At 52.2% G+C, this 23,635-nt stretch carries 18 protein-coding genes; 10 read left to right on the top strand and 8 right to left on the bottom strand.

What is annotated here, in order from left to right; genetic code table 11:
* Positions 1-124: 124 nt before the first annotated feature.
* The 4 genes from MWU62_RS11570 to MWU62_RS11585 are packed head-to-tail and all read right to left on the bottom strand — an operon-like array spanning position 125 to position 5,504.
* Positions 125-1,546, bottom strand: a complete 1,422-nt coding sequence (locus MWU62_RS11570) for an NAD-dependent succinate-semialdehyde dehydrogenase (RefSeq protein ID WP_247115022.1) — start codon at positions 1,544-1,546, stop codon at positions 125-127.
* 23 nt (positions 1,547-1,569) lie between these two features.
* Positions 1,570-3,348 carry an acyl-CoA dehydrogenase gene (locus MWU62_RS11575; protein ID WP_247115024.1) on the bottom strand — a complete coding sequence of 593 codons (1,779 nt, stop codon included), beginning with the start codon at positions 3,346-3,348 and terminating at the stop codon, positions 1,570-1,572.
* Between the two features lie 11 nt (positions 3,349-3,359).
* A complete protein-coding gene (gene phbB / locus MWU62_RS11580; protein ID WP_247115025.1) occupies positions 3,360-4,109 on the bottom strand; it encodes an acetoacetyl-CoA reductase in 750 nt (249 codons plus the stop codon).
* A gap of 27 nt (positions 4,110-4,136) precedes the next feature.
* On the bottom strand, positions 4,137-5,504 hold the full coding sequence (locus tag MWU62_RS11585; protein ID WP_247115027.1) for a malonyl-CoA decarboxylase: 1,368 nt from the start codon (positions 5,502-5,504) through the stop codon (positions 4,137-4,139).
* Between the two features lie 149 nt (positions 5,505-5,653).
* Here MWU62_RS11585 and MWU62_RS11590 point away from each other — a divergent pair, with 149 nt between their 5' ends.
* The 4 genes from MWU62_RS11590 to MWU62_RS11605 all read left to right on the top strand — a co-directional run bounded on the left by MWU62_RS11590 (position 5,654) and on the right by MWU62_RS11605 (position 8,925).
* A complete protein-coding gene (locus tag MWU62_RS11590) occupies positions 5,654-6,085 on the top strand; it encodes a MaoC family dehydratase (protein ID WP_247115028.1) in 432 nt (143 codons plus the stop codon).
* A 14-nt stretch (positions 6,086-6,099) separates the two neighbouring features.
* A complete protein-coding gene (locus MWU62_RS11595) occupies positions 6,100-6,645 on the top strand; it encodes a hydrolase (RefSeq protein WP_247115030.1) in 546 nt (181 codons plus the stop codon).
* A 96-nt stretch (positions 6,646-6,741) separates the two neighbouring features.
* Positions 6,742-8,280: an ATP-binding protein gene (locus MWU62_RS11600; protein ID WP_247115031.1), complete on the top strand. Its 1,539-nt coding sequence runs from the start codon at positions 6,742-6,744 to the stop codon at positions 8,278-8,280.
* A 6-nt stretch (positions 8,281-8,286) separates the two neighbouring features.
* Complete coding sequence (locus MWU62_RS11605) at positions 8,287-8,925, top strand: response regulator (RefSeq protein WP_247115033.1); 639 nt, start codon at positions 8,287-8,289, stop codon at positions 8,923-8,925.
* 18 nt (positions 8,926-8,943) lie between these two features.
* Here the strand turns inward: MWU62_RS11605 and MWU62_RS11610 are convergent, their stop codons facing one another.
* Positions 8,944-9,369, bottom strand: a complete 426-nt coding sequence (locus tag MWU62_RS11610) for a thioesterase family protein (RefSeq protein WP_247115035.1) — start codon at positions 9,367-9,369, stop codon at positions 8,944-8,946.
* 258 nt (positions 9,370-9,627) lie between these two features.
* Between MWU62_RS11610 and MWU62_RS11615 the strand changes: the two genes are divergently transcribed.
* From MWU62_RS11615 to MWU62_RS11630, 4 genes are all read left to right on the top strand, one after another.
* Positions 9,628-11,970: a molybdopterin-dependent oxidoreductase gene (locus MWU62_RS11615; protein WP_247115036.1), complete on the top strand. Its 2,343-nt coding sequence runs from the start codon at positions 9,628-9,630 to the stop codon at positions 11,968-11,970.
* 202 nt (positions 11,971-12,172) lie between these two features.
* A complete protein-coding gene (locus MWU62_RS11620; protein ID WP_247115037.1) occupies positions 12,173-13,579 on the top strand; it encodes a hypothetical protein in 1,407 nt (468 codons plus the stop codon).
* 44 nt (positions 13,580-13,623) lie between these two features.
* The gene (locus MWU62_RS11625) at positions 13,624-15,249 is read left to right on the top strand and encodes an AMP-binding protein (protein WP_247115038.1); all 1,626 of its coding nucleotides are present in this window, start codon (positions 13,624-13,626) and stop codon (positions 15,247-15,249) included.
* A gap of 289 nt (positions 15,250-15,538) precedes the next feature.
* Positions 15,539-16,381, top strand: a complete 843-nt coding sequence (locus tag MWU62_RS11630; RefSeq protein ID WP_247115220.1) for a hypothetical protein — start codon at positions 15,539-15,541, stop codon at positions 16,379-16,381.
* Between the two features lie 15 nt (positions 16,382-16,396).
* Here MWU62_RS11630 and MWU62_RS11635 read toward each other — a convergent pair whose 3' ends face one another.
* From MWU62_RS11635 to MWU62_RS11645, 3 genes are read right to left on the bottom strand one after another with little or no spacing between them, the layout of a single operon-like run.
* Positions 16,397-19,087, bottom strand: coding sequence for a mechanosensitive ion channel domain-containing protein (locus MWU62_RS11635; protein ID WP_247115040.1), 2,691 nt, complete (start codon positions 19,085-19,087; stop codon positions 16,397-16,399).
* A gap of 50 nt (positions 19,088-19,137) precedes the next feature.
* Positions 19,138-19,872, bottom strand: a complete 735-nt coding sequence (lpxH, locus tag MWU62_RS11640; protein ID WP_247115041.1) for a UDP-2,3-diacylglucosamine diphosphatase — start codon at positions 19,870-19,872, stop codon at positions 19,138-19,140.
* Entirely contained in the window at positions 19,869-20,378 is a 510-nt protein-coding gene (locus MWU62_RS11645) for a peptidylprolyl isomerase (protein ID WP_200361350.1), read from the bottom strand. The genes lpxH and MWU62_RS11645 overlap by 4 nt, the downstream gene beginning before the upstream one ends.
* A 136-nt stretch (positions 20,379-20,514) precedes the next feature.
* On the opposite strand from MWU62_RS11645, the gene MWU62_RS11650 reads away from it, so the two are divergent.
* Positions 20,515-22,185, top strand: coding sequence for a glutamine--tRNA ligase/YqeY domain fusion protein (locus MWU62_RS11650; protein WP_247115043.1), 1,671 nt, complete (start codon positions 20,515-20,517; stop codon positions 22,183-22,185).
* A 24-nt stretch (positions 22,186-22,209) separates the two neighbouring features.
* Complete coding sequence (cysS, locus tag MWU62_RS11655; RefSeq protein ID WP_247115044.1) at positions 22,210-23,598, top strand: cysteine--tRNA ligase; 1,389 nt, start codon at positions 22,210-22,212, stop codon at positions 23,596-23,598.
* Positions 23,599-23,635 lie beyond the last annotated feature (37 nt).

Here is a 23,635-nt window from a genome sequence, read left to right on the forward strand (position 1 = left end):
AGTGCCAGTAACGGCAAACGCTGCGTGGCATTAGTGTGCAAGCAGGGCGGGAGTATAGTTCCTCCCTGCTTGCTTTCAGAAGCGCTCGCCGTCACGTTGGGCGCTGAAGATTGAAGCGGTTAACTCAGATCGCGATTCCCCCCAACTTTGTTTCCAGATATTCTCCAATACCTTCCTGAGCACCTTCCCGACCAAGCCCGCTATTTTTCATGCCGCCAAATGGCGCCGCTGCGCTGGTTGGGTTGATGTCGTTAATACCAATAATGCCGAAATCCAGAGCTTCAAATGCGCGCATCGCTGTCGTCATGTTGTTGCTGTAGATGTAAGCCGCCAGCCCAAACTCTGTGTCGTTGGCCATGGCAATCACATCGTCTTCTGAGCGATAGGTGATCACAGGAGCGACTGGGCCAAAGGTTTCTTCGCGGTAGATTTTCATGGCTGGCGTTACGCCGGAGAGCACGGTTGGCGCATAGAAGTAGCCGTTTGAAAGGCCGTTTTCTGTTAAACGCTGCCCACCGGTTTCCAATGTCGCGCCTTGGGCAATTGCATCCTGAACCTGAGCATCGACCTTCTGGATGGCGTGTTCATTGATCAACGGTCCGATGCCAACGCCTTCGGACATCCCATTACCTGCTATCAGGCGATTGGCCCGGCTGGTTAGTTCCGAAATAAACGGTTTCAGGTGGTCCTCGTGCACAAATATCCGGTTAGGGCTAATGCAGGCCTGACCGGTATTAAGAAACTTCACCAGAGACAGACCTTTCGCTGCGTGCACTGGATCGGCATCGGGGAACACAATGGCGGGTGCATGTCCGCCAAGTTCCATAGATACTCGCTTCATGTTGGCTGCCGCCAGCGCGTTCAACTTTTTGCCAACGGGAGTGGAGCCGGTGAACGTCAGTTTTCGGACTCTTGGGTCAGTACAAAAAGCATCGCCCACCCGCTCTGGATCCCGCACAGTGAGCATGTTGATGACGCCAGCGGGAAAGCCTGCTTCTGCAAAGATCTCGACCATGGCCTTAGCGCACAAGGGCGTGCTTTCAGCGGGTTTCAGTATTACCGTGCAGCCGGCAGCTAATGCAGGTGCCAGCTTGCGCGTAATCATGGAAATCGGGTAGTTCCACGGTGTTATTGCGCCGACCACACCCACGGGCGATTTCTGGACAATAAAGCGCTGATTTTCACGGGCGGAAGGAATGCTTTGCCCATATACACGTTTGGCTTCTTCAGCGAACCACAGCAGGAAATCTGCACCGTACTGTACTTCGTTGAGTGATGCTTTCAGGGGTTTTCCCTGTTCGCGGGTCATCAATTCAGCTAGCTCACGCTTCTGCCGAATCATCAGCTCCCAAGCCCGGTAAAGCAGTTGGGAACGATAATAAGCCGTGGTTTTCTTCCATTCTTTAAAGGCGCAATCTGCGGCCGCGATGGCGGCCTCAATGTCTTGGTTTGTGCAATTGGGCACTTGCCCGATGATCTCGCCCGTTGCCGGATTGGTGACCGAGAGCTCAGAGCGCCCGGTTAACCATTCACCGTTTATGTACATGAGGCTTTACCTTCTGGCTGGTATTAGAATTCAATCTCTGGAAGCGCCATTATGGCATCGTCACCAGATCGTATCGCGCTCAGATGTGATGAACAACGCGGTAAGATGTGGTCAATAAAAAAGCTGGTTGTCGCCAGCTTGTTGGCTGCAAATGTGCTCTGGTCACCCAGATCATTTGCCGCAGCGATAGCTGCTTTCAGCATCAACCAGCCTGCCGTTACTGTGGAGCTCAACATAAGGTAGTCGAATGCAACGGCACCGGTGAATTGGTCGTCATTACCCCGCTCGAGAACCACGCGTGTCGCATCCTCAAGGAAGGCGACTGCCTGGTCAAATTTCGCTTGGCGTTCAGCGGTTAACACACAATTGCGTTGCAGTGAGCCAGTGAATGGGCGCATGTCTCCAATCAGTTCAGCCATTGCCTGACCCTGATCACGAACGGTTTTCCGACCAATCAGGTCCAGTGCCTGAATGCCGTTTGTACCTTCGTAAATCGGCAGAATTCGGGCATCACGATAGTGCTGTGCAGCGCCAGTCTCTTCAATAAATCCCATGCCGCCATAGCATTGGATGCCCAAAGAGGTAACTTCCTGGGCGATTTCTGTGCACCAGCCCTTCACCAGAGGTGTGAGCAGGTCCACTCGGCGCTTGTAACGAGCCCTGATACTGTCTGGCAGGCTTTCCGTATTGGCGTAATCGACGGCCACGCAGCCGGTGTAGGCGAGCCCGCGTGCAGCTTCGGTCAAGGTTCTCATGATCATCAGCATACGGCGTACGTCCGGGTGCTTGATGATAGGTGACACGCCTTGTTCGCCGGGAGCGGTGCCCTGAGTGCGCTCCAAGGTATAATCCCGGGCCTGCTGATATGCGCGCTCGGAAATGGACACGCCTTGCAAACCAACGGTCAGGCGGGCGTTATTCATCATTGTGAACATGCATGCCAAACCACGATTTTCCTCGCCTACCAAATAACCGACGGCGCCTTCATTGTCGCCAAAACTCATTACGCAGGTGGGGCTGGCGTGGATGCCGAGCTTGTGTTCCAGCGAGACCGCCTGGCAGTCGTTTCTTTCGCCGGGCTCTCCGGAAGCATTCGGGAGATATTTGGGTACGGCAAACAGTGAGATGCCTTTCACCCCTGGAGGGGCATCAGGCAAGCGAGCGAGCACAAGGTGGATAATGTTCTCCGCCATGTCGTGCTCACCCCAGGTGATGAAAATCTTTTGACCCTTTATCCGGTAAACATCGCCATCCGGACGGGCCTGAGTCCGAATGCCCGATAAATCCGAGCCAGACTGGGGTTCGGTAAGGTTCATGGTTCCGGTCCATTGACCGGAAATCATTTTCGGCAGTAACAGCTGTTTAAGCTGATCGCTGCCCTTTTCTGAAAGCGCTTCAACCGCGCCCTGAGACAACAACGGACAGAGCCCCCACGCCATGTTTGCGGCATGCCACATTTCCTGAACAGGAATGGCCAGTGAGAAAGGCAGGCCTTGGCCACCAAACTCCGGGTCAAACTGCAGGCTGGCCCAACCACTCTCGGCATACTGCTGGTACGCGCCCCGGAAGCCGTCCGGAGTAACCACGTTGTGGTCCGAATCCAGACGCACACCGGTATGGTCTCCGGTGACGTTGGTTGGCGCGATGACGGAACCGGCAAAACGCGCGGCTTCTTCAAGAATGGCGGCGACGACATCCTCGGAGGCATCTTCATAACCGCAGGCTTTGGCCATTTCTGAAAACCCGGCGACGTGCTGCAGGGTGAACTCCATCTCCCGGGTGGGTGCTCTGAACGCTGTCATGGTGTACTCCCTTAGCTCATGTACTGGCCGCCGTTGACCGACATGTTGGTGCCGGTCACGAAGCTTGCTTCGTCCGCTGTGAGATAGACAACGGCTCGGGCAATGTCTTCAGGCTTGCCAAGGTGGCCAACAGGGATGCCCGCAACAATGTTATTCAGCACTTTTTCGGGTACCTGACGCACCATGGGGGTGTCGATGTAGCCGGGGGAAACCGAGTTTGCAGTTACGCCTTTGCGGGCGCCTTCCTGAGCAATGGATTTGGTGAATCCGTAAATGCCTGCTTTGGTTGCGGCATAGTTGCTTTGGCCAAACTGGCCTTTCTCTCCATTGAGCGACGAAATGTTAACGATGCGGCCAAAACCGCGCCCGCACATGTTTTCGAACACTTGCTGGCACATATTGAACATGGAAGTCAGGTTCACATTGATAACCTGATTCCACTGTTCTGGCTGCATTCTCTTCAACGGTGCGTCGTTGGTGATACCGGCGTTGTTGACCAGAATGTCGATGGGGCCCAAATCCTGTTCTACAGCGGCTGTGAATGCTTTACAGGCTTCAAAGTCGGTTACGTCGAGCGGGTAGATAGCCACGTCAACACCCTCTTCACGAAGGTTGGCCTGCCAGTCTTTTGCTTGGGCTGTGAACTCTTCACCGGGTAGGTGAGTGCCCACCACTTTCCGGCCCTGAGCGGCCAGTGCCTTACACATGGCGGTACCCAGGCCACCGGCTGCCCCGGTAATAACTGCGATACGATTAGTCATGGTGTTCTCCTTACTTTTCAGGGTGGTTTATTTCAAAAGTTTCTTGATATTGGATGACAGGGAAATGGTTCCCTGTGAGGTGTACTGGTTACTGCGATGTACGATTTTTGGAAGCTCGTATAGATAGTTCACCATCAACCCGGCTGATTGCTTTAGGCCTTTATCCGATGTGTCTGCCATCCAGTTGAGCCGCGCGAGTTGCGCACCATTGCTCAAATGGAAGTTTGCGACAGGATCGTTCGCACGGGAGGTGCCAGGCTTGGTCGAGCTTAGATAGGTCGCAGCCAGTTTCATGATGGCTTCTTGCTGGGTGCCAGTGGCATCCCCCTGACTAGCGAGCACGGGATCACGTGGCGGCGGTGTGTTGAGCCACTGTTCACCCCCAGGTAACAGCATTAGCTGGTCGGCTGGCGTGCTGTCCAGCCAGCGGCGGAAGCCGGGGATGGGTGACAGGGTGGCGAACTGTTTAAGCTGAGGGAACTCCACTTGCAGCTTGCTGACCACTTGTTTGATCAGGAAGTTACCGAAGCTGATACCCGCCAAGCCTTGTTGGGCGTTAGAAATCGAGTAGAAAATGGCGGTGTCGGCTTTATCGATGTCCTCTGTTGGCGCGTGCTCGTCCAGAAGCCTTTGAACATTGTCGGCAAGGCCATTTACCAAAGCCACCTCCACAAAAATCAGTGGTTCGTCTGGCATGTTCGGGTGAATAAAGGCGAAGCAGCGACGGTCGAAGTCCAGTCGGTTCTTGAGGTCGCTCCAACTTTTGATGGCGTGCACGGCTTCATAGGCGATCAACTTTTCGAGCATGGCACCACTGGAGTTCCAGCTGATCTCTTCCAATTGCAACAAACCGATGTCGAACCACGTGGCGAGCAGGTCGCGAAGATCCGTTTCCAATGGCTTCAGCTGTGGATAATCTTTGCGCAGGCGAAGCAGTTCCTCTCGCATATCAACCAGGAATTTCACCCCGGAAGGTACCCCGTTGAACTGCTTCAATAGTGCCGTTCGGCTGGGTATCAAAGCCTTGCGTAAGGACTGGGCGGCTTCTGTTTTCTCGTTGTGCTTGGCGTTGTGCCATTGATCGATAGCGCTCTCGACGGATGCCTCGTTAACGCCGTAATGCTCTGCAAGCAATCCCAGGAAGCGTGTCCTTCCGGTCGTAGTCAGCTTCAGATAGGCGCGGCCCAACAAGGCGGCCCGCTTGCGAGCTTCTACCTGACCGCCATTCTCAGAGAGGCAGTCGTCTATCCACTCCTTAACGATTGCGATGTCAGATTCCGGGAGGTCTTCCGCAACGCTCAGGATGTCTGAGCCACGTCGGCCTACGGATTCCAGTCCACCTGAAACCAGCTTCTTGAAGGCCCTTTCAAAAATGCTTACGGGTTGCCTCTGCATGACTGCGACTCCCTTGGTGCAAAGCGGGGTTGTTTGGATTGATGAGAGAAGGCTACCAGAGCATTTTGAAAAAACCAAGTAAAAGTACTTGGTTTGATGGATATAAACCAGTAGTGTAGTCGGTGAATGGATCAACATGAGGAAGCACAATGCAAGAATTACACGGGTACTATCTGGAAGATCTGGAAATTGGAATGGAGGCGTTCTACGCCAAGACTATTACTGAAGCAGATGTGGTTTTGTTCGCGGGCATCAGTGGTGACGACAATCCGGTACATATTAACGCTGAGTACGCGAAGACCACGCCGTTCAAAGAGCGGATTGTTCATGGCATGTTCAGTGCAGCACTGATTTCAGCTGTATTGGGTACGCGTATGCCTGGCCCTGGGGCGATCTATATAGATCAGCAGATTAAATTTAAAGCACCGGTTCACATTGGCGATACGGTGGTTGCGTCTGCAAAAGTTATTGAGATAAACGAAGAGCGTCGCCGAGTAAAGTTGGAAACCATCTGCAAGGTGGGAGATAAGGTTGTTGCGGAAGGTGTCGCCACCAACATGGTTGATCGCCGCCCTGCGTGAGTCTGGAGACTATTATGTTAATGGATATAGAGAAGTCCATCGTTGCGGTTATTGATGTTCAGGCCCGACTATTGGGTGGAGTGCATGAAGCCGATAAACTGGTGAATAACTGCAGTTGGTTGGTTCGTCTGGCAAAGCTGATGGATGTCCCAGTAGTGGGATCGGAGCAATACCCGGATGGGCTGGGGCCCACTGAAGAAGGTTTGCGTGAATTGGTCGGCCCGGCCAATATATACGGCAAAGCTTACTTTTCCTGCATTGACGACCCCGGGTTCGAAAAAGCATTCCAGGCGCATGATCGAAAACAGATTGTCCTGTGCGGCATGGAGTCTCAAGCCTGCGTGATGCAATCAGCCGTCAGGTTGCTGGAGAAGGGGTTGGACGTATTTGTGGTGGCTGATGCCATTTCTGCACGTAACTCATACGATACCGAAGTAGCACTGCGTCGTATGGAGCAGGCCGGTGCCAGAATTGTCACAAAAGAAATGGTCGGATTCGAGTGGATACGACGTTCTGATGCGGCTCAATTCAAGGCTTTCAGCAAAGAGTTCCTGCGCTAGTAAGTCACGGGGTCCTGATGCCTTGTGGCTAAGGGCCCCGGAGACCGTCAGAATAGGGTCCGACCAGGCAACCCGCGTTCCGAGAACCCGTTACCCATGAAAAAACCGTTACCCATGAAAAATCGCACCCCGGAAGAAGGGCTTACCGCCCTGACCGACGACGCTGAGCGCAACCGCTTGCTGGCGGAAATGGCTGAGCAGTCTACCGATATGATTTCCCGGCACACACCGGAGGATTGGCTGTTTATCTATGCGTCTCCGGCGGTTACGCATTTGCTGGGCTATACGGTTGAAGAAATTGTTGGTATCTCGGCTTACGATCTCTACCATCCAGACGATGTTGAAGACTTCCGGTTACGGGCACCCACGGTGAGTTATGACCGGGGGTTGTACACCCATACTTATCGCTTTCGCTGTAAAGATGGACACTACATCTGGTTGGAAAGTACCAGCCGGTCCATTCGAGACCCGGAGACCAATGATATCCGGGAAATCCTTGTGGTGTCTCGGGATGCAACCCATCGAATCATGGCAGATAAAGCAAGCCGGCGTTTGGCGCGGGTGCTGGAGAGCACTCAGGACCTGGTTATATTTGCCAATCTGGATTTTACCGTTTCGCACCTTAACGAAGCCGCCCGGAAAGCTCTTGAAATGGAGTGCATGGAATACAGCTCTTTCCCGCTCTCGAGGCTTGTGACCGAGAAGGGCCTGGCCACCTTGATGGAAGAAGGCTTTCCGGCAGCAAAGGAAACAGGGAGTTGGCGTGGAGAGCTAACGATGCAAAACCTGAACGCATCTCGCATACCGGTCCTGCTCGAGCTCTTGGCTCACCGCTCCTTGCATGGGGATATTGAGTATTTCTCACTGGTCGCTCACGATCTCACCGAGAAAAAAGCAGCTGAAGACCAACTCAAGCAGTATCAGGCCGAAATTGATCATGCCAGCCGGCTGGTCACTATGGGTGAACTGGCATCGAGCCTGGCCCATGAGTTGAACCAGCCACTCTCCGCTATGGTGAATTATCTCCGGGGCATTGAACGGCGTTTTGCGGACAAGCCCACTCTCGCGTGGAGCGATGTGGAACTGCCGATTACTCGAAGCATCCGGACGGCGTTGAGAGCAGGTGAGATCATCCATCGGATGATGGATTTCACGAGAAAGCAGGAGCCAGTCGTTACTCGCCTCAATTTACGGGATTTGATCGGGGAGATGATCAACTTCTGCGAGAGTACGGCGGAAAGGCACAATGTGTCCGTAGTTTTTGAGCCCGACTTGAAGTTGCCAGACGTTAAAGGTGATCGGGTGCAGTTGGAACAGGTAGTGTTGAACCTGATCGTGAATGCTGTGGAGGCGAGTGGTTCTGCTGATCGTGACGACGCTGCCATTGTGCGAGTCAGAGTTGTGCCTCATGAGAGTGGGCAATTAAGAGTAGAAGTTGAGGATCAGGGGCGGGGGATTTCCGAGGTAGATATGTCTCGTCTTTTTGATCGCTTTTTCTCAACCAAGGAAACTGGGCTAGGAATGGGGCTGGCCATAAGCCGTTCATTGGTAGAGAATCTTGGTGGCGAGCTTTGGGCAGAAAACCTCCCTACGGGCGGCGCACGTTTTTCATTTACTCTCAATATTACTGACTGATAATTCATGACCTCTAAAAACGACGCACAAACAGTTTTCGTTATTGATGACGACACGGACGTGAGAGATTCATTGAAGTGGTTGCTTGAGTCTGTAGGTCTCAATGTTCAAACCTACGAGAATGCGATGGCGTTCTTTGAAGCTTTCGATACCGGCGCGAGTGGTTGTATCGTGATGGATGTGCGAATGCCAGGATTGAGCGGCATTAACGCTCAGAAAAAGCTGCCGGAATACAATATTGAGCTGCCGGTGATCATGATTTCGGCCCACGGTAATGTCGATATGGCGGTGACGGCCCTGACTCAGGGTGCCATTACATTTATCGAAAAGCCATTTGATGACCAAACTCTGATCGATCATGTGCATAACGCATTGGAAAGAGATAGGAGCCGGTCTGTTCATCGTCGCTCACAGTCTCGTATACGGGACTGTTATGAACGCTTGACCCGGAGAGAGCGCCAAGTACTAGAGTTGATCGTTAAGGGGTTGTCTAACCAGGAGGCGGCAGACGAACTCGGTATTAACAGGAAAACAGTTGAAGGCCACCGGGCCAATATGACCGCAAAGATGAAAGTAGATTCGTTTGCGGAACTGGTACAGGTAGCCATCGCGCTAGGATTGGTACAGGGTATTACAAGCTTGTAAATCCAACCGCACAACGGGTCAAAGCCGAGCGAGGTTTTCTCTTGCAGCGTCCGGTAACCTGATCGGTCTTTGGATGTTGTCGTCAACGCAAACAATCACCGTTTCAGCGGTCGCGCAACACACCCCATCTTGAAAGATGCCCTGATATAGCTGTATCGAGCTGTTGCCAACACGCGTGACGGCCGTTCCAATATCTACGATTCCTGGCCAGTGAATTTCAGCGCGCAGTTGCAAATTCAGATTGACGATTACGAAGGATGTACCAGGTGAAGTGAGTGGTGCTTCCGAATCGTAGATCAGCTCAACTCGCCCCGTTTCAATAAACGTTGAAAATACCGCATTGTTCACATGCCCCTGTCGATCCGTGTCTGCATAGCGCAGTTTGTCGTAGGTGCGATGCGGAAACTGTTCCAGAGTCCAATCTTTAGTCGCGTCAGCTGCCATTTTCGGTTCCCCCTTTCGTCTGGGCTAAAGGAGTCGGAGCATTGCGCACGGCAGTATGTATGTCAAATTGTCCGTCCCTTCCTGGCGCGTAAGCCAGCTTTGGCATAGGTACGTCATGCCGACCCCCGTCGTGCCTGAGTGCATACCCATACAGGTATGAGTATTTACGCTTAATTAAATTTGCACAAACCGAGTACAACTACTTGCTTTTGGTCTATGCTGTCTTTTCCTAATAACAAAATGAAGAGGGCTCAACCTATGCCATTTGAGCACGCGAAAAAAGGGACGCTTACCAGTAGTCATTGGGGAACCTATCGAGTTCATGCAGATAACGGAACTATTACCGCTTTAGAAGGGTTCGAGCGGGATGAAGATCCATCGCCCATCGGACAAGGTATCGTTGATGTGCTGGACGGGCCGATGCGTATTAAAAAGCCAATGGTTCGACGTGGATGGCTGGAAAACGGGCCGGGAAATGCAGGGGGCGCTCGGGGAGCCGAGGAGTTTGTCGAGGTATCCTGGCCTAGAGTAATCAAGTTGGTGGTGGAAGAACTAAATCGTGTGCGCGATCGCTATGGTAACCAGGCCATCTATGGTGGGTCCTACGGCTGGTCCAGTGCAGGCCGTTTTCATCATGCCCAGAGCCAGCTAAAGAGATTTCTCAACTCGGTTGGTGGGTACACCTACTCACTGAATACATACAGCTATGCAGCGGCTGAAGTCACTTTGCCTCACGTGCTCGGGGACTTCTATTCCATGGTCAATGGCGCAACCAGTTGGGACGTTATCAAGGAGCACACAAGCCTGTTCGTGGCATTTGGTGGGGCGCCCGCCAAGAATGGCCAGGTGACCAATGGAGGGGTTGGTCGTCATGTGCAGAAGCAGGGCATGCTGGATGCAGCTTCTAACGGAGTAAAGGTCGTGAATGTTAGCCCCTTGCGTTCAGATGTTCTGGATGAAATGGACGCAGACTGGGTCGCTCTTTATCCGGGCAGCGATGTGGCACTTCTACTGGGTATTGCCCACATCCTTCATACTGAAAATCTGGCAGATACTGAGTTTTTGTCGACCTATACCGTGGGCTACGAACGCTTTCAGCAGTATTTTATGGGCGAGACCGATGGTGTCGTTAAAGACTGCTCTTGGGCCGCGATCAAGACGGGAATCGCAGCTTCTCGCATCCGGGATTTGGCGCGAGATATGGCTCGCCAGCGCACAATGATCTCTGTGAGCTGGTCTCTTACCCGACAGGACAACGGTGAGCAACCCTATTGGGCCGCAATCGCAGTTGCTTCCATGTTGGGGCAGCTGGGGCTACCCGGTGGTGGTATTGGTTTTGGCTATAGTGCGATGAATGCTATCGGTGCCAACTATCACGGTATTCCCGGTGCCTCTCTTCCCCAGGGTAAAAACCCGATAAAGAGCTTTATTCCTGTCGCTAGAATTACGGACCTACTTCTTCATCCCGGTAAGCGCTTTGAGTACAACGGCGTGGTTGGAACCTATCCGGACATTCGGTTGGTTTACTGGGCGGGGGGCAACCCGTTTCATCACCATCAGGATCTCGTGCGCATGAGGAGGGCGTGGCAGAAGCCCGAAACGATTATTGTGCATGAGTGGTGCTGGAATGCTCAGGCTAAACACGCAGATATTGTGCTGCCGGCCGCGACCTTTCTAGAGCGTAATGACATTGCTTCATCCAGTCGGGATCCTTTCCTTGTGTACATGCAAAAAGCCGCTGAGCCTGTAGGTCAAAGCCTGACAGACTATGAAATTTTCAGTGCGCTGGCGGAAGAACTGGGCGCACGTGAAGTTTTTACAGAAGGTCGTGACGAAGAACAGTGGTTGCAGGTGATTTATGACGGAACCCGGAAGAAGGCGAGTGGTAGTGGTATTAATCTACCGACCTTTGAGGAATTTAAAACAAAGGGTTGGTTTGAAAACGCGATGCCAAAAGAACCTCAGAATTTGTTGAAAGCTTTCCGCGAGAACCCTGCGGCGAATCCACTTGGAACGCCAAGTGGGAAAATAGAGATATTCTCTGAAACTGTCGCGGGCTTTGGTTATGAAGAATGCCCAGGCTTTCCATTTTGGAATGAGCCGAAAGAGTGGTTAGGGCAGGAATCCCCCGAATACCCCTTGCACCTGGTTTCCAATCAGCCGAAAAACAAACTGCACTCTCAATTGGATCACGGTTCTTATAGCCGGAAGTCGAAGATAAATGGCCGAGAGCCAGTGGTTATCCACCCGGTTGATGCAAAGGCCAGAAACATAGTAGATGGCAGCTTGGTTCGCCTCTTCAACGGACGCGGTGCCTGTTTATGCTCTGCCGTCGTGAGCGACGAGGTGCGCCCAAGAGTTTTGCAGCTGAGTACGGGAGCCTGGTTTGACCCGCCACTGCCTGGAGACTCAGCGATATCTTGCCAGCATGGTAACCCGAATGTTCTTACCCGGGATCAAGGAACATCACGCCTGGCCCAGGGACCGAGTGCATTGTCATGCCTCGTGGAAATTGAATTGTTCGAGGGGGAAGCGTCGGCTATGCCGATGGGTGCCTTTTCACCGCCTAAAATCCGTAGCGAAGCTGTTCCGGGCTCCTAAACCTCCAGTTTTTTACCTGTGCAGCACCTAGTCAGTGACAAGAAATGTGCTCGCGCTGTTGAATGGCATCTGGATTTAAGTATATGTGCTCAAATTTCCGAGTAAAAACCCTTGATTGAAAAAGGGTTAGTGTCTAGTATTTGGGCGGAGATAGTCTCTTCGCTATGCAATTCGAAATTCAGTTGGATGGAGAACAACAACAATGTCCCTAAAAAAGAGATCAACTGGCGGTGAGCAGCCGTCAGCCCTGGGCGCACTAAACCTTCGTGTGCCCTTTGTGCATTACAAAATAGAGATTCCCGATATTCTGCAAGGTGCGATCTTGTGTGTCGTTCCGCTGAGTATTACCGCATTGATGACATCTGTTCTGGGGATTCCGTTTGAAATTGCGGTTGCTTTTGTCCTCTTGAACAACATTCTCTATCTGGTCCACACGCATTTCGGTGATCCCACGGTTGCCGGTTGGATTACAGCCGGGATTCCCTTGTATGTAGCCTTTTTATCAAGCTATCCAGAGGGGGACGCCAGAATACTGGCGTTAATTGCTTTACAGCTAACCGTCTCAGGTATTTTTCTTGGTCTCGGGGTGTTCAAGGGGGCTGACGCGCTGGTGCGGAAAATGCCCGCGTCATTGAAATCCGGGATTTTAATTGGTGCGGGTATTTCGGCCATTATGGGTGAGTTTGGCTCAGACGGCCGGGTCTGGACTATGCCGATTACCATTCTGACCGGCGCGGTGCTGGGGTTCTTCATGTTGTTCTCGGAAACTGCCGGTCCCTTGCGTGCACGCTACGGTTTTTTCCGCTTTGTAGCTCAATACGGCATTGCTGTGCCTTTCCTGTTTGCTTACGTCTTGGGCATGATCATCGGTGAGGTAGATACGCCGGTCATTGAGTGGGGGTTCACTACCATTCCCATGGGCACTATCTTGAGCGAATACAGCATTTTTGGGTTGGGTATGCCGCCACTTCAATACTTTATTGATGCCATCCCTTTGGCGCTGGCGGCTTACATTATTGCCTTTGGCGATATTCTGGTAATGGACTCCCTGTTCAAAAATGCTGATGCTGTTCGCAAGGACGAAAAGCTGGTATTTAGCCCACGCCGTAACAGTTTCATCGTCGGGATTCGCAACCTTGTGCACGCGATCTTTGCGCCCTTCATCAGCTTGTCTGGCCCCGCGTGGACCGGTGGTCAAGCGTTGGTGATTAACCGCTACATGAACAACCCACGTTCGGTGATGGACAGTTATTGGGGTGGTGCGACCAGTCTGTACTGGGGTATGACAATCGCTGTTGTGCTGGTGCCTGTAGTGACCTTGTTCAAGCCGGGCCTGAACATCGGTATGGCGCTGACGCTATTGATTCAGGGTTATCTATGCGGGTATTTGGCTATCGAAATGCTGGATCGCCAGACCAACCTTGAGCGTGGCATTGCCGTTATCGTCGGTTCGGTGCTAGCCGTGCAGGGTGCGGCCTGGGGGTTGGGAGTCGGCCTTGTACTCTGGTTCTTCCTCGAGAAGAACTGGTTTGCGGACGCCTATGTAGCAACTCATCACCAAGACAGTGGAGAGGCAGCGGACGATTCAGTAACCGAAAAAACTAATTGATCGCGACAAAGCTTGTTTGGAAGGACAACTAAAGGTTTAAAACAATGGAAAACATGTTTGAGCTCGGGCTCGATAAAACAGATGCTAGCTACACGCCCCTGACGCCGATTTCATTTATTCAGAGAACGGCTCTGGCGCATCCAACCCGTACCGCGGTTATCCACGGCAGCATCCGTCGTACGTGGGCGGAAACCTATCAGCGGTGCGTTAAGATGGCATCGGCATTGCGTAAGTTGGGTGTCCGGAAAGGGGATACAGTGGCCGCACTGCTACCAAACATTCCGGAAATGCTGGAATTGCATTTTGCAGTGCCAATGATTGGAGCTGTTCTGAACGCCCAGAACACCCGGCTTGATTCCAAAACCATGACCTTCATGCTCAACCATGGGCGTGCAAAAGTGTTCTTTACCGACATGGAGTACAGTGATCGGTCCCGTGATGCTCTTGTTGGTTGTGACGCCAAGTCGATTGTTATTGATGTTGATGACCCGAATTTCGCTGGCGGCGAACTGATCGGCAAGATGACATACGAAGATTTGTTGGCGACGGGTGACGACGATTTCGCGTGGGATATGCCTGACGACGAGTGGCAGGCAATTGCCCTGAACTACACGTCGGGCACTACCGGAAATCCAAAAGGTGTGGTTTACCATCATCGTGGTGCGCATTTGAACGCTTTGAGCAATATCATCGGTTTTGGGCTGCCATCAGGTGCGGTTTACCTCTGGACACTCCCGATGTTTCATTGCAATGGTTGGTGTTATCCATGGGCGGTAACCGCTGTGGCAGGAACTCATGTGTGCCTGCGCTCTCCACAACCTAAGCCAATATATGATGCCATTGCCGAGTACGGGGTTACCCATCTTTGCGCTGCACCGGTTGTGTTGAATATGCTTATTAACGCCCCCGAAGAATATAAAAAGCCGTTCAGTCAGCAGGTAACCGCCGCGACAGGTGGCGCGGCACCTCCCGCGGCAACGATTGCAGCTATGGAGTCCATGGGGGTGAAAGTAGTGCACCTGTATGGTTTGACAGAAACCTATGGTCCGAGCTTGATTTGCGAATTCCAGGATGAGTGGCATTCTCTGGATGGCAAGGACAAAGCGGCGAAGATGGCTCGGCAGGGGATACTGTCATTGTCCATGGCGGACATGATGGTGGCGGACCCTGTGACCCTCGAGCCAGTGGAACAGAACGGCAAAGCGATTGGAGAGTTGTTTGTTCGGGGCAACTCCGTTATGAAGGGGTATCTGAACAACCCGGAGGAAACTACCAAATCCTTTGCTGGAGGCTGGTTCCATACTGGAGATTTGGGGGTATGGCACTCCGACGGCTACGTGGAAATAAAAGACCGCTCCAAAGATATTATCATTTCGGGAGGGGAGAATATTTCGACCCTTGAGGTGGAAAGTACGCTCTACGACCATCCTGCGGTACTGGAAGCGGCGGTTGTTGCGGCACCCGACAACCACTGGGGTGAAATACCCTGTGCGTTTATCACCTTGAAATCCGGCAACGATCACCTCACCGCATCGGATATTGAAATTTATTGCCGGGCAAACCTCGCGGGCTTCAAGGTGCCCAAGAAAATTATCTTTGTAGATGATTTGCCGAAGACATCGACGGGAAAATTACAAAAGCATGTGCTGCGCGAACAGCTCACCGGTTAAAGGTTTTCTTGCTCTATCATAGACACAAATTTTCCCCGGCCAATGCTGGGGTTTTTTGTAAATGCGCACCGAAAAAGTCTACAGTTGGCATGTTCAATCATCTGTTGCTCACGCTGTTATAATAGCCATAATCTCTTCATACTACTCATCTGTTTTCGTGGGTGAGGGACGTGATTTGACTAGAGTGCTTGGGTGGTTTTGTTTGTTAACAATCGTAGGGCTTTCGGGCTGTGATTCCGACAACAATTCCGGAAATGCAGATGCAGTAACGGGTGCTATAGTCAAGGAAATTGGCTTGGCTTCAGAGCAACCTTTTAGTGACATATCTCTTGCCCTCAAGCCTGCACAGTTAGACTGGGTTGGCCAAAAAATATTTCAGAACGAGTGCGCAGGCAAGTACGAGTGCCTTGTTCATTGGAATGAATCGGAGGCATTCCCTTCGCTGGGTATTGGTCATTTTATCTGGTATCCGGAAGGGGTTAACGAGCGATTTGTTGAGAGCTTCCCTGCCCTTTATGAGTATATGGAGCAGCGCCAGCGCAACATTCCTGAATGGTTGCGGGAGCTAGAGCCTTTTGATGCACCTTGGCCAGACCGGGCGACTTTCCTGAAAGTGGCGGATTCCCCCGAAATGGCGGAGCTAAGGGAGTTTCTCGCAGGAACCCAGGGCGTTCAGGCGGAGTTTATATTTCGCCGGGCAAAGGAATCTCTGGTCAAAATAATTGATGCAGCGCCTGACGAGCGCCGGGCTGATGTAAAAAGGTATTTGCAGACGTTGAGCCAGACCCCGGGCGGCGTTTACGCGATTATGGATTACGTGAACTTCAAGGGGGAGGGGCTATCTCCCGAAGAACGCTACAACGGTGAAGGTTGGGGGTTGTTGCAGGTTTTGCTGGCTATACCTGTCAAGGTAACGAAGCCCCCCGGTACAGATGCTGTTGATTCAGTGAAAGCAGCCCCGAGCATGTTGGAAGAGTTTCGTGAGGCGGCGGGTGATGTGCTTACGCGCCGCGCTCAAAACGCAGAAAATCCGGTTGAGCGGGATCGCTGGTTGGCCGGCTGGCTAAAGCGCTTGGAAACCTACCGGGAGCCCGTAAATATGCGTTCAGTTCCGGGCGTATCCTCAAGCTGATATGAATAGTCTGCCTTAGCCATTCTTCTGGGGTTCAGGCAGGGTGCGAACATGAATATCCCGCTGTGGGAAGGGGATATTTATACCAGCTTCCATCAACGCTCTTGTGATTGCTGCGTGTATTTCATGAGACAGCGGCATGATATCCAAAAGGTCTTTTACAAAAACCCGAACTTCGAAGTTGATGCTGCTATCCGCAAGCCCGACACAAAAGACCTCGGCGGCGGGGTCATCCACAACCCGCTCGTTATCATGGGTAACCCGAGTGAGTATTTCTTGAACCTTGTCTATATCGGTACCATAGGCGACGCCGACGCGAAGGACGACACGGGTGATTGGATCAGACAGTGTCCAGTTGGTAAGGTCTTGGGTTACAAAGGTTTTATTGGGAATGATTTGTTCTTTTCGATCCCAGTCTACCAGTGTTGTCGCTCGGATACGTATACGTGAAACCGTGCCGGTAATACCATCAATTGTGACCGTATCGCCAACCCGGATGGGCCGTTCAAATAATAGAATGATGCCCGACACAAAATTGGCCACGATTTCTTGTAACCCGAAGCCGAGCCCTACCCCGAGGGCCGCAACGAGCCACTGCAATTTTGACCATTGCACTCCGATAACTCCAAGGCAGGTGATCACGCCAAGAAGCACAAGAACATAGGTGGTGATTGTGGTGATCGCGTAGCCAGAACCAGGCTCTAGATTCATCCGGCTTAGTATTGTGACTTCCAGAGTTCCGGGAAGATTCCTCGCAGCGAGAACCGTGCCAGTTGCTACCAGTATGGCGAGTAGAGCGTCGGCAAGAGTTATGGGTAAGGGATCGCCTCCTTTAAGGTCTGTGGCAATCGTCCACAGCGTAATCTCGTTAAACAGTTGCAATGCAGGTATAACGCTTGCCCAGAGAAATAACAGGCCGGTTACTGCCAATGCCGATATTATTATCCTAAGCAAAGAGGAGCTCTGTTGGCTGATATCCTTCAGGTTCATTTCTGGCATGTCCAGATTTGAGAGGGCTCCGTCTCCAATGGAGTCAGATGTCTCTCTGGCTTCTGCCAGTCTGCGCTCGGCCGCTCGCTGCTCCTTTAAGCGCTCAAGGGTGAGCCTGCGTTCGCGCACGGAAAGCGCGCGCAAGCCTATATAGTAGAGCAGTGCGTTAAAGGCTAGCCAGCAAATCGTGATGAACAGATTGCGCTCAAGTTGCAGGGCTGTGTAGTGGTAACCAATAAGTGATGCGGATGCCAGCACTAGAGGCGCCGCAACTGCAATAACATGCAAGAAAAGCAGAAAGCGCCCGTGGGATTTGTAGGCTCTTACGGTCGTCATTATGCGCTGAGCAAAGACAGCGAGCGCGATGGAAACAAGAGTGAAGAGAAGCCTACCTAGGCTGTCATCAAATTTTGCGCCTTCCGGTGTTGAGCTGGCAGAGGTTGTGATAACCACAACGGGGATTACAAAGGCCATTAGCAGAGGTAATTCTCGTCGGATAACCAGCAGGGAGTTGGTGTTCCAGTGAAAGTGGCTTTCTCCCAGTCCCTGTTTGCGTGCAATATTACGGATGAAAGCGAGCAAAAACATGACAAAACTGGCTGCTGTGAAACCTTTCGAAAGTGCAGAGAAAAATTCGTTTCCTTCCATTAGCAGCAGTGCTGCCAGAGCGAAGGCCAGAACCCCCGGTAGTGCCAGAAGAATCGTGTTTACGAGCGCCAGAAGCGTAAATGCTGTTCTGTCATGGCCAACATTGCCGATATGACTGCTGTTGGTCAGTAGGTTGTTTGTGATGGCTCTGCGCCTAAATAGGAGCACGGCTAAGAGCAAAACTACCAATGCAATGCGAGTACCACGAGCACTCACTGACAGTGTAACCGCTTCGCTTAAAGCGCTATAGCGAAGCTGAGCAACAAACCATTTTGCAGACTGGTACAGCTCGCCCGCTGTATCTGCACTGATTGCCTTAGCGCTTGGCAACCAAAAAAGTCGTTGCTGCAGTAGCTCTTGATAGCTTTGTACTTGGTCCTGGAGTGTTGTCACCGTGCTGTAGTATTCATTGAGCACATTGATATGTTCGGTAACCGCTTTATGAAGCTCCCTCAACAGCACGGAGCGGCGGCTTCTCAGTTGCCCTCCGGTACCTTCATTTGGTTCTGCTATGGCTTCAAACTCTTCCAGCCTTAACTGCTCTTCCCGGGCTGTAGAAAGCTTGTTTTCTATTCCTTCAATCAAGTCGCTTGCAATGCTTTGCCTTTGCAAACGCTCCAGCCGCTGCTTTAAAAGTTCCGCGTAGTTGGCTGTTAGGTTAAGTCCTGCCTTTTCAAGCCTCAGCTCAAAGCTCTCGTATTCGTCCTGTAGCCGGGTCAGAATAGACTCGGCGTAGGTTAGCCGTCCTCGGCTTTCTCTAACTGCCGCCTGACGTTGTTCGAGCGAGGTCTGCAATGCCCGAACCTGCTCTTGTATGTCGGTATCAACGGTGTCTGGTAGTTTTATTTCCGGTGGGGTGTCTGTGCTGGCTTTCAGTTCTGGCTGAACGGCTGGGCGAGCTTCTTCCGGCTTTTCCTCCTTGTTGTCGCTTTGCTCCTGCACTTCACCTGATTGCTTGGCGGTGTCTCCAAATTCTTCGGCTTGCGCAGAAAGTGCCAGCATGCAGATTAGAAGCAAGCTGGTTAGGTAGGTTGCCAGAGCAGTATGGCGGGGCGGGCGCTGCTTCATGTTTTGCAATCCTCGTAGGTTGCGCCTCCGAACCTCTAAGCAGGCGGGTTTCAGAAACTTGAGATCGCGGCCTTTTTCAGCTCAGGCTCTTGCCCGGGGTTTGCCTCCAGCCACCAAACGTTTTTGTCCCAGTCCCCCAGAACAATCCGCTTAGCGGTTTCGCCGTTCACTTCTAAGCTGTGCACGGCTGGTCTATGGGTATGGCCATGAATCAATAGCGGCACATTGTACGACTCCATGGTGCGCACAACGTCCTCAGGCGTAACGTCCATAATGTCTTCTGCTTTGCCTTGGTTCGTTGCCATGCTCATTTCCCGCAGCTGCCGTGCCATTTGCTGACGGTCTTCGAGGGGGCGGGCCAATAGCATTTTTTGCATCTGTGGATTACGTATTTTTGCGCGAAATTTTTGGTACTCCACATCGGCCGTGCAAAGGCTATCGCCATGCATGAGCAAGGAAGGTGTGCCGTATAAATCGATATGCGTGGGATCGTCCAACAAGGTGGCGCCCGCTCGAGCACAGAAATCCTCGCCCAGCAGAAAATCCCGGTTACCATGCATTAGAAATATGTCCGTGCCGCTGTCGCTCACAGCACGCAGTGCTTCCGCAGCTTGGTCTTGCAGCGGGGTGCGCTCATCGTCTCCGATCCAGGCTTCAAAGAAATCGCCAAGTATGTATAGCTGCTCGGCACCTTGAGCCTTGCTCTCAAGAAATTTAAGAAACGCCCCGGTGATGTCGGGGCGTGACTCTTCCATATGTAGATCGGAAATAAACAGCGTGGTCACGCCGCGCCTCCGTCCTCTACAACACTGGCTTTCTCAATCACTACGTCTTCGTAGGGTACATCTTGATGACCCGCGTTCATGGTTGTGCGCACGGCCCGGATGGCGTTAACCGTTTCCATGCCTTCTACGACCTTGCCGAACACGCAGTAGCCCCAGCCTTCTGCATTTTTTGCGGTGTGATCCAGAAATCCATTGTTCTCTACGTTAATAAAGAACTGCGCCGAGGCGGAGTGAGGGTCCATGGTGCGCGCCATGGCAACGGTGCCTTTCATATTGCTCAGGCCGTTATCGGCTTCGTTCTTGATTGGCTCACGGGTTTTGCGTGCAGTCATACCGGGCTCAAAGCCACCGCCCTGAATCATAAAATTGCTAATAACCCGGTGGAAAATTAGGCCGTCATAAAATCCGTCACGGACATACTGCTCAAAATTTTTGGCGGTTTCGGGTGCTTTTTCGTAGTCCAGTTCGAGCTTGATATCGCCGTGATTGGTTGTCAGCAGAATCATCAGGGTTTCCTGTTCGTAGGGTTAGAATCGGTTAAAGCCGGTATTGTACTCAAGAGTTTCCGGTGATGCATGAGTCCGGCCCGAATTTGTGAGTATAATAGCCGGTTTACGACCCACTTCTTTTAACAGAGATTGTATGAGCGCCGAGCCGAAGAAAGCCCATAACTTTATTCAGAGCCTGATTGAAGACGCCGTTACCAAAGGCGAGCATACCGGTCAGGTTGTAACCCGCTTCCCGCCTGAGCCCAATGGTTACTTGCACGTTGGCCATGCGAAATCCATCTGCCTTAACTTTGGTATTGCCCAGACGTTTTCCGGTATATGCAATCTGCGGTTTGACGACACCAATCCGGAGAAGGAGAGTCAGGAGTATATCGATGCCATCAAGCAAGACGTTGAATGGCTGGGTTATACCTGGAACGGCGATGTACGTTATGCCTCCGATTATTTTGATTCTATCTATTACTTTGCCGAGGAATTGATTGAAAAGGGCAAGGCCTACGTGTGCGCACTGTCTGCGGAAGAAATGGCGGAGTACCGTGGCTCCCTAACAGAGCCGGGCAAAAATAGCCCATACCGCGATCGCCCTGTTGAGGAAAGCCTGAAACTTTTCCGCGACATGCGTGACGGAAAATTCCAAAATGGCGAGCTGGTGTTGCGGGCGAAAATTGATATGGCGTCCCCCAACATTAATATGCGCGACCCCATTCTTTACCGCATTCGCTATGCCGAACATCACCAGACGGGCGATAAGTGGTGCATCTACCCGATGTACGATTTCACCCACCCCATTTCCGATGCCATGGAGGGAATTACCCACTCCCTGTGCACACTGGAGTTTGAAGACCATCGCCCTCTTTATGATTGGGTGCTGGAAAATATTACCGCTCCTTGCCAGCCGAGGCAGATAGAGTTTGCCCGCCTGAACCTGAACTACACCATCACCAGTAAGCGTAAACTCAAGCGTCTGGTGGATGAGCGTTTGGTTGATGGCTGGAACGACCCGCGCATGCCCACCATTTCCGGTATGCGCCGCCGGGGCTACACGCCAGAATCCCTGCGTACCTTCTGCGACATGATAGGCGTTAACAAGGCTGGCGGCACTGTGGATATGGGTATGCTGGAATTCGCTATTCGGGAAGACCTGAACACTCGGTCTCCCCGCGCCATGTGCGTGATGCGCCCGTTAAAAGTGACACTCACCAACTACCCGGCTGGCAAGTCAGAAACCCTCAGCTTGCCGGTTCACCCGCAGAACCCGGATATGGGTCAGCGGGAAGTGGTCTGGAGCCAGACTCTGTTTATCGACAGGGAAGACTTTGTTGAAGAAGCTCCGCGTAAATGGAAGCGTTTGGCGCCGGATCAGGCGGTTCGCCTACGCGGTGGCTATGTGATGACCTGCAAGGAAGTGGTTCGGGACGCCACTGGTGAGATTGTGGAGCTGCGTTGCGAATACGATCCGGCTACTCTCGGTGTGAATCCAGAGGGTTATAAGCCGAATGGTGTTATCCATTGGGTATCCGAAAGCAACAGTGTGGATTGCGATATCAACCTTTACGATCGCCTGTTCAACCACGAATCACCGGACAGTGATAAGGAAGGCGATTTTCTGGATCATGTAAATCCAGAGTCACTGGTAGTGCTCAAGGGAGCGAGGGCAGAGCAGAATTTGGCCACGCCGCTTACAGATCTGCCGTACCAGTTCGAACGCGAAGGGTACTTCTTTTGCGATCAAGAACTGACTGCCAAATCCGGTAAACCGGTATTCAATCGCACCGTTACCTTGCGGGATTCCTGGGGTAAGTAAGGGATAGCATTCTGGAGACCAGCTTTGATCAAAATTTATAATACGCTCACCCAGCAAAAAGAAACCTTCACGCCCATCGAGCCTGGCAAGGTTCGCATGTATATGTGCGGAATGACGGTTTACGATTACTGCCACCTGGGCCACGCCCGGGTGCTGGTGGCGTTTGACGTGGTATCACGCTACTTGCGTAGCCGCGGGTACGATGTGACCTATGTTCGCAATATCACCGATATTGACGACAAGATTCTTCGCAGAGCTGAGGAAAACGGCGAGCCGTTCACTGATTTGACCGAGCGCATGATTGACGCGATGCATGAAGATGAAGCTAAACTCGGTGTGCTGCCACCTAGCAAAGAGCCCCGTGCTACGGATTACATCGCTGAGATGATTGCGATGATTAAAACTCTGATTGAGTCCGATCATGCCTACGTGGCTGATAACCGAGATGTGTATTTTTCCGTAGAATCTTTTGAAGATTACGGAAAACTCAGCAAGAAAAAACTCGAAGACCTGCTGGCAGGCGCGCGCATTGATGTTCAAGAAGCCAAGCGCAGCCCGGCGGATTTTGCGTTATGGAAGGCGGCCGATGAAGGCGAAGTAAGCTGGCCTTCGCCTTGGGGTAATGGTCGGCCTGGTTGGCATATTGAATGCTCTGCCATGTCGACACACTGTCTCGGTGATACCTTTGATATTCATGGTGGCGGGCCGGATTTGATGTTTCCCCACCATGAAAACGAAATTGCCCAGTCCGAGTGCGCCACCGGGCACAGGTTTGTGAATACCTGGATGCACGCAGGCGCCATCCGAGTGAATAAGGAAAAGATGTCCAAGTCCCTTGGCAACTTTTTCACCATACGGGAAATACTGGAAACCTATCCGCCCGAGGTCGTCCGCTTCTTTTTGGTTTCAAGTCATTACCGAAGTCAGGTCGACTATTCCGAAGACAACCTTGCGGAAGCGGGACGTTCTTTGGCCCGGCTTTACCATGCGTTGCGTGGCATAGAGCCGATGCGTTCAGAGGATGTGTCGGAGACAGAGCATGATCAGCGTTTTGTTGAGCTCATGAACGATGACTTCAATTGCCCGGGTGCCATCTCCGTTTTGCACGGGCTTGCCAATGACATAAATCAACACCGCCGTGAAGGTCGTGAAGATGAAGCAAGGCAAGCGGCGAGAGTATTGATCAGGCTTGGCGATATTCTTGGCATTTTGCAGCAAAATCCGGATGCGTTTTTTCAGGCGGATACCGGTGGTGAGCTGACCGCAGAAGACATTGAGGCGAAAATTCAGGCCCGAGCGGATGCCCGGAAAGCCAAAGACTTTGCTGGCGCTGATCGCATTCGTGATGAGCTCGCAGAGCAGGGCATTATTCTGGATGACTCCCGTGAGGGAACAAGTTGGCGGCGAAGCTAACGCCAATACCAAGGTCGTGTTGTGCTCGGGGAAATGA

The organism is Marinobacter sp. S6332 (assembly GCF_023016045.1).
In the GTDB taxonomy this organism is placed as follows: Bacteria; Pseudomonadota; Gammaproteobacteria; order Pseudomonadales; family Oleiphilaceae; genus Marinobacter.

Coding starts and splice junctions, on each gene's coding strand:
- MWU62_RS11585 (WP_247115027.1), bottom strand. CDS start 5,504: ATGCAGAGGCAACCCGTAAGCATTTTTGAAAGGGCCTTCAAGAAGCTG.
- MWU62_RS11615 (WP_247115036.1), top strand. CDS start 9,628: ATGCCATTTGAGCACGCGAAAAAAGGGACGCTTACCAGTAGTCATTGG.
- MWU62_RS11620 (WP_247115037.1), top strand. CDS start 12,173: ATGTCCCTAAAAAAGAGATCAACTGGCGGTGAGCAGCCGTCAGCCCTG.
- MWU62_RS11595 (WP_247115030.1), top strand. CDS start 6,100: ATGTTAATGGATATAGAGAAGTCCATCGTTGCGGTTATTGATGTTCAG.
- MWU62_RS11645 (WP_200361350.1), bottom strand. CDS start 20,378: ATGATTCTGCTGACAACCAATCACGGCGATATCAAGCTCGAACTGGAC.
- MWU62_RS11610 (WP_247115035.1), bottom strand. CDS start 9,369: ATGGCAGCTGACGCGACTAAAGATTGGACTCTGGAACAGTTTCCGCAT.
- phbB (WP_247115025.1), bottom strand. CDS start 4,109: ATGACTAATCGTATCGCAGTTATTACCGGGGCAGCCGGTGGCCTGGGT.
- MWU62_RS11635 (WP_247115040.1), bottom strand. CDS start 19,087: ATGAAGCAGCGCCCGCCCCGCCATACTGCTCTGGCAACCTACCTAACC.
- MWU62_RS11570 (WP_247115022.1), bottom strand. CDS start 1,546: ATGTACATAAACGGTGAATGGTTAACCGGGCGCTCTGAGCTCTCGGTC.
- MWU62_RS11575 (WP_247115024.1), bottom strand. CDS start 3,348: ATGACAGCGTTCAGAGCACCCACCCGGGAGATGGAGTTCACCCTGCAG.
- MWU62_RS11605 (WP_247115033.1), top strand. CDS start 8,287: ATGACCTCTAAAAACGACGCACAAACAGTTTTCGTTATTGATGACGAC.
- MWU62_RS11590 (WP_247115028.1), top strand. CDS start 5,654: ATGCAAGAATTACACGGGTACTATCTGGAAGATCTGGAAATTGGAATG.
- MWU62_RS11625 (WP_247115038.1), top strand. CDS start 13,624: ATGGAAAACATGTTTGAGCTCGGGCTCGATAAAACAGATGCTAGCTAC.
- MWU62_RS11650 (WP_247115043.1), top strand. CDS start 20,515: ATGAGCGCCGAGCCGAAGAAAGCCCATAACTTTATTCAGAGCCTGATT.
- MWU62_RS11600 (WP_247115031.1), top strand. CDS start 6,742: ATGAAAAAACCGTTACCCATGAAAAATCGCACCCCGGAAGAAGGGCTT.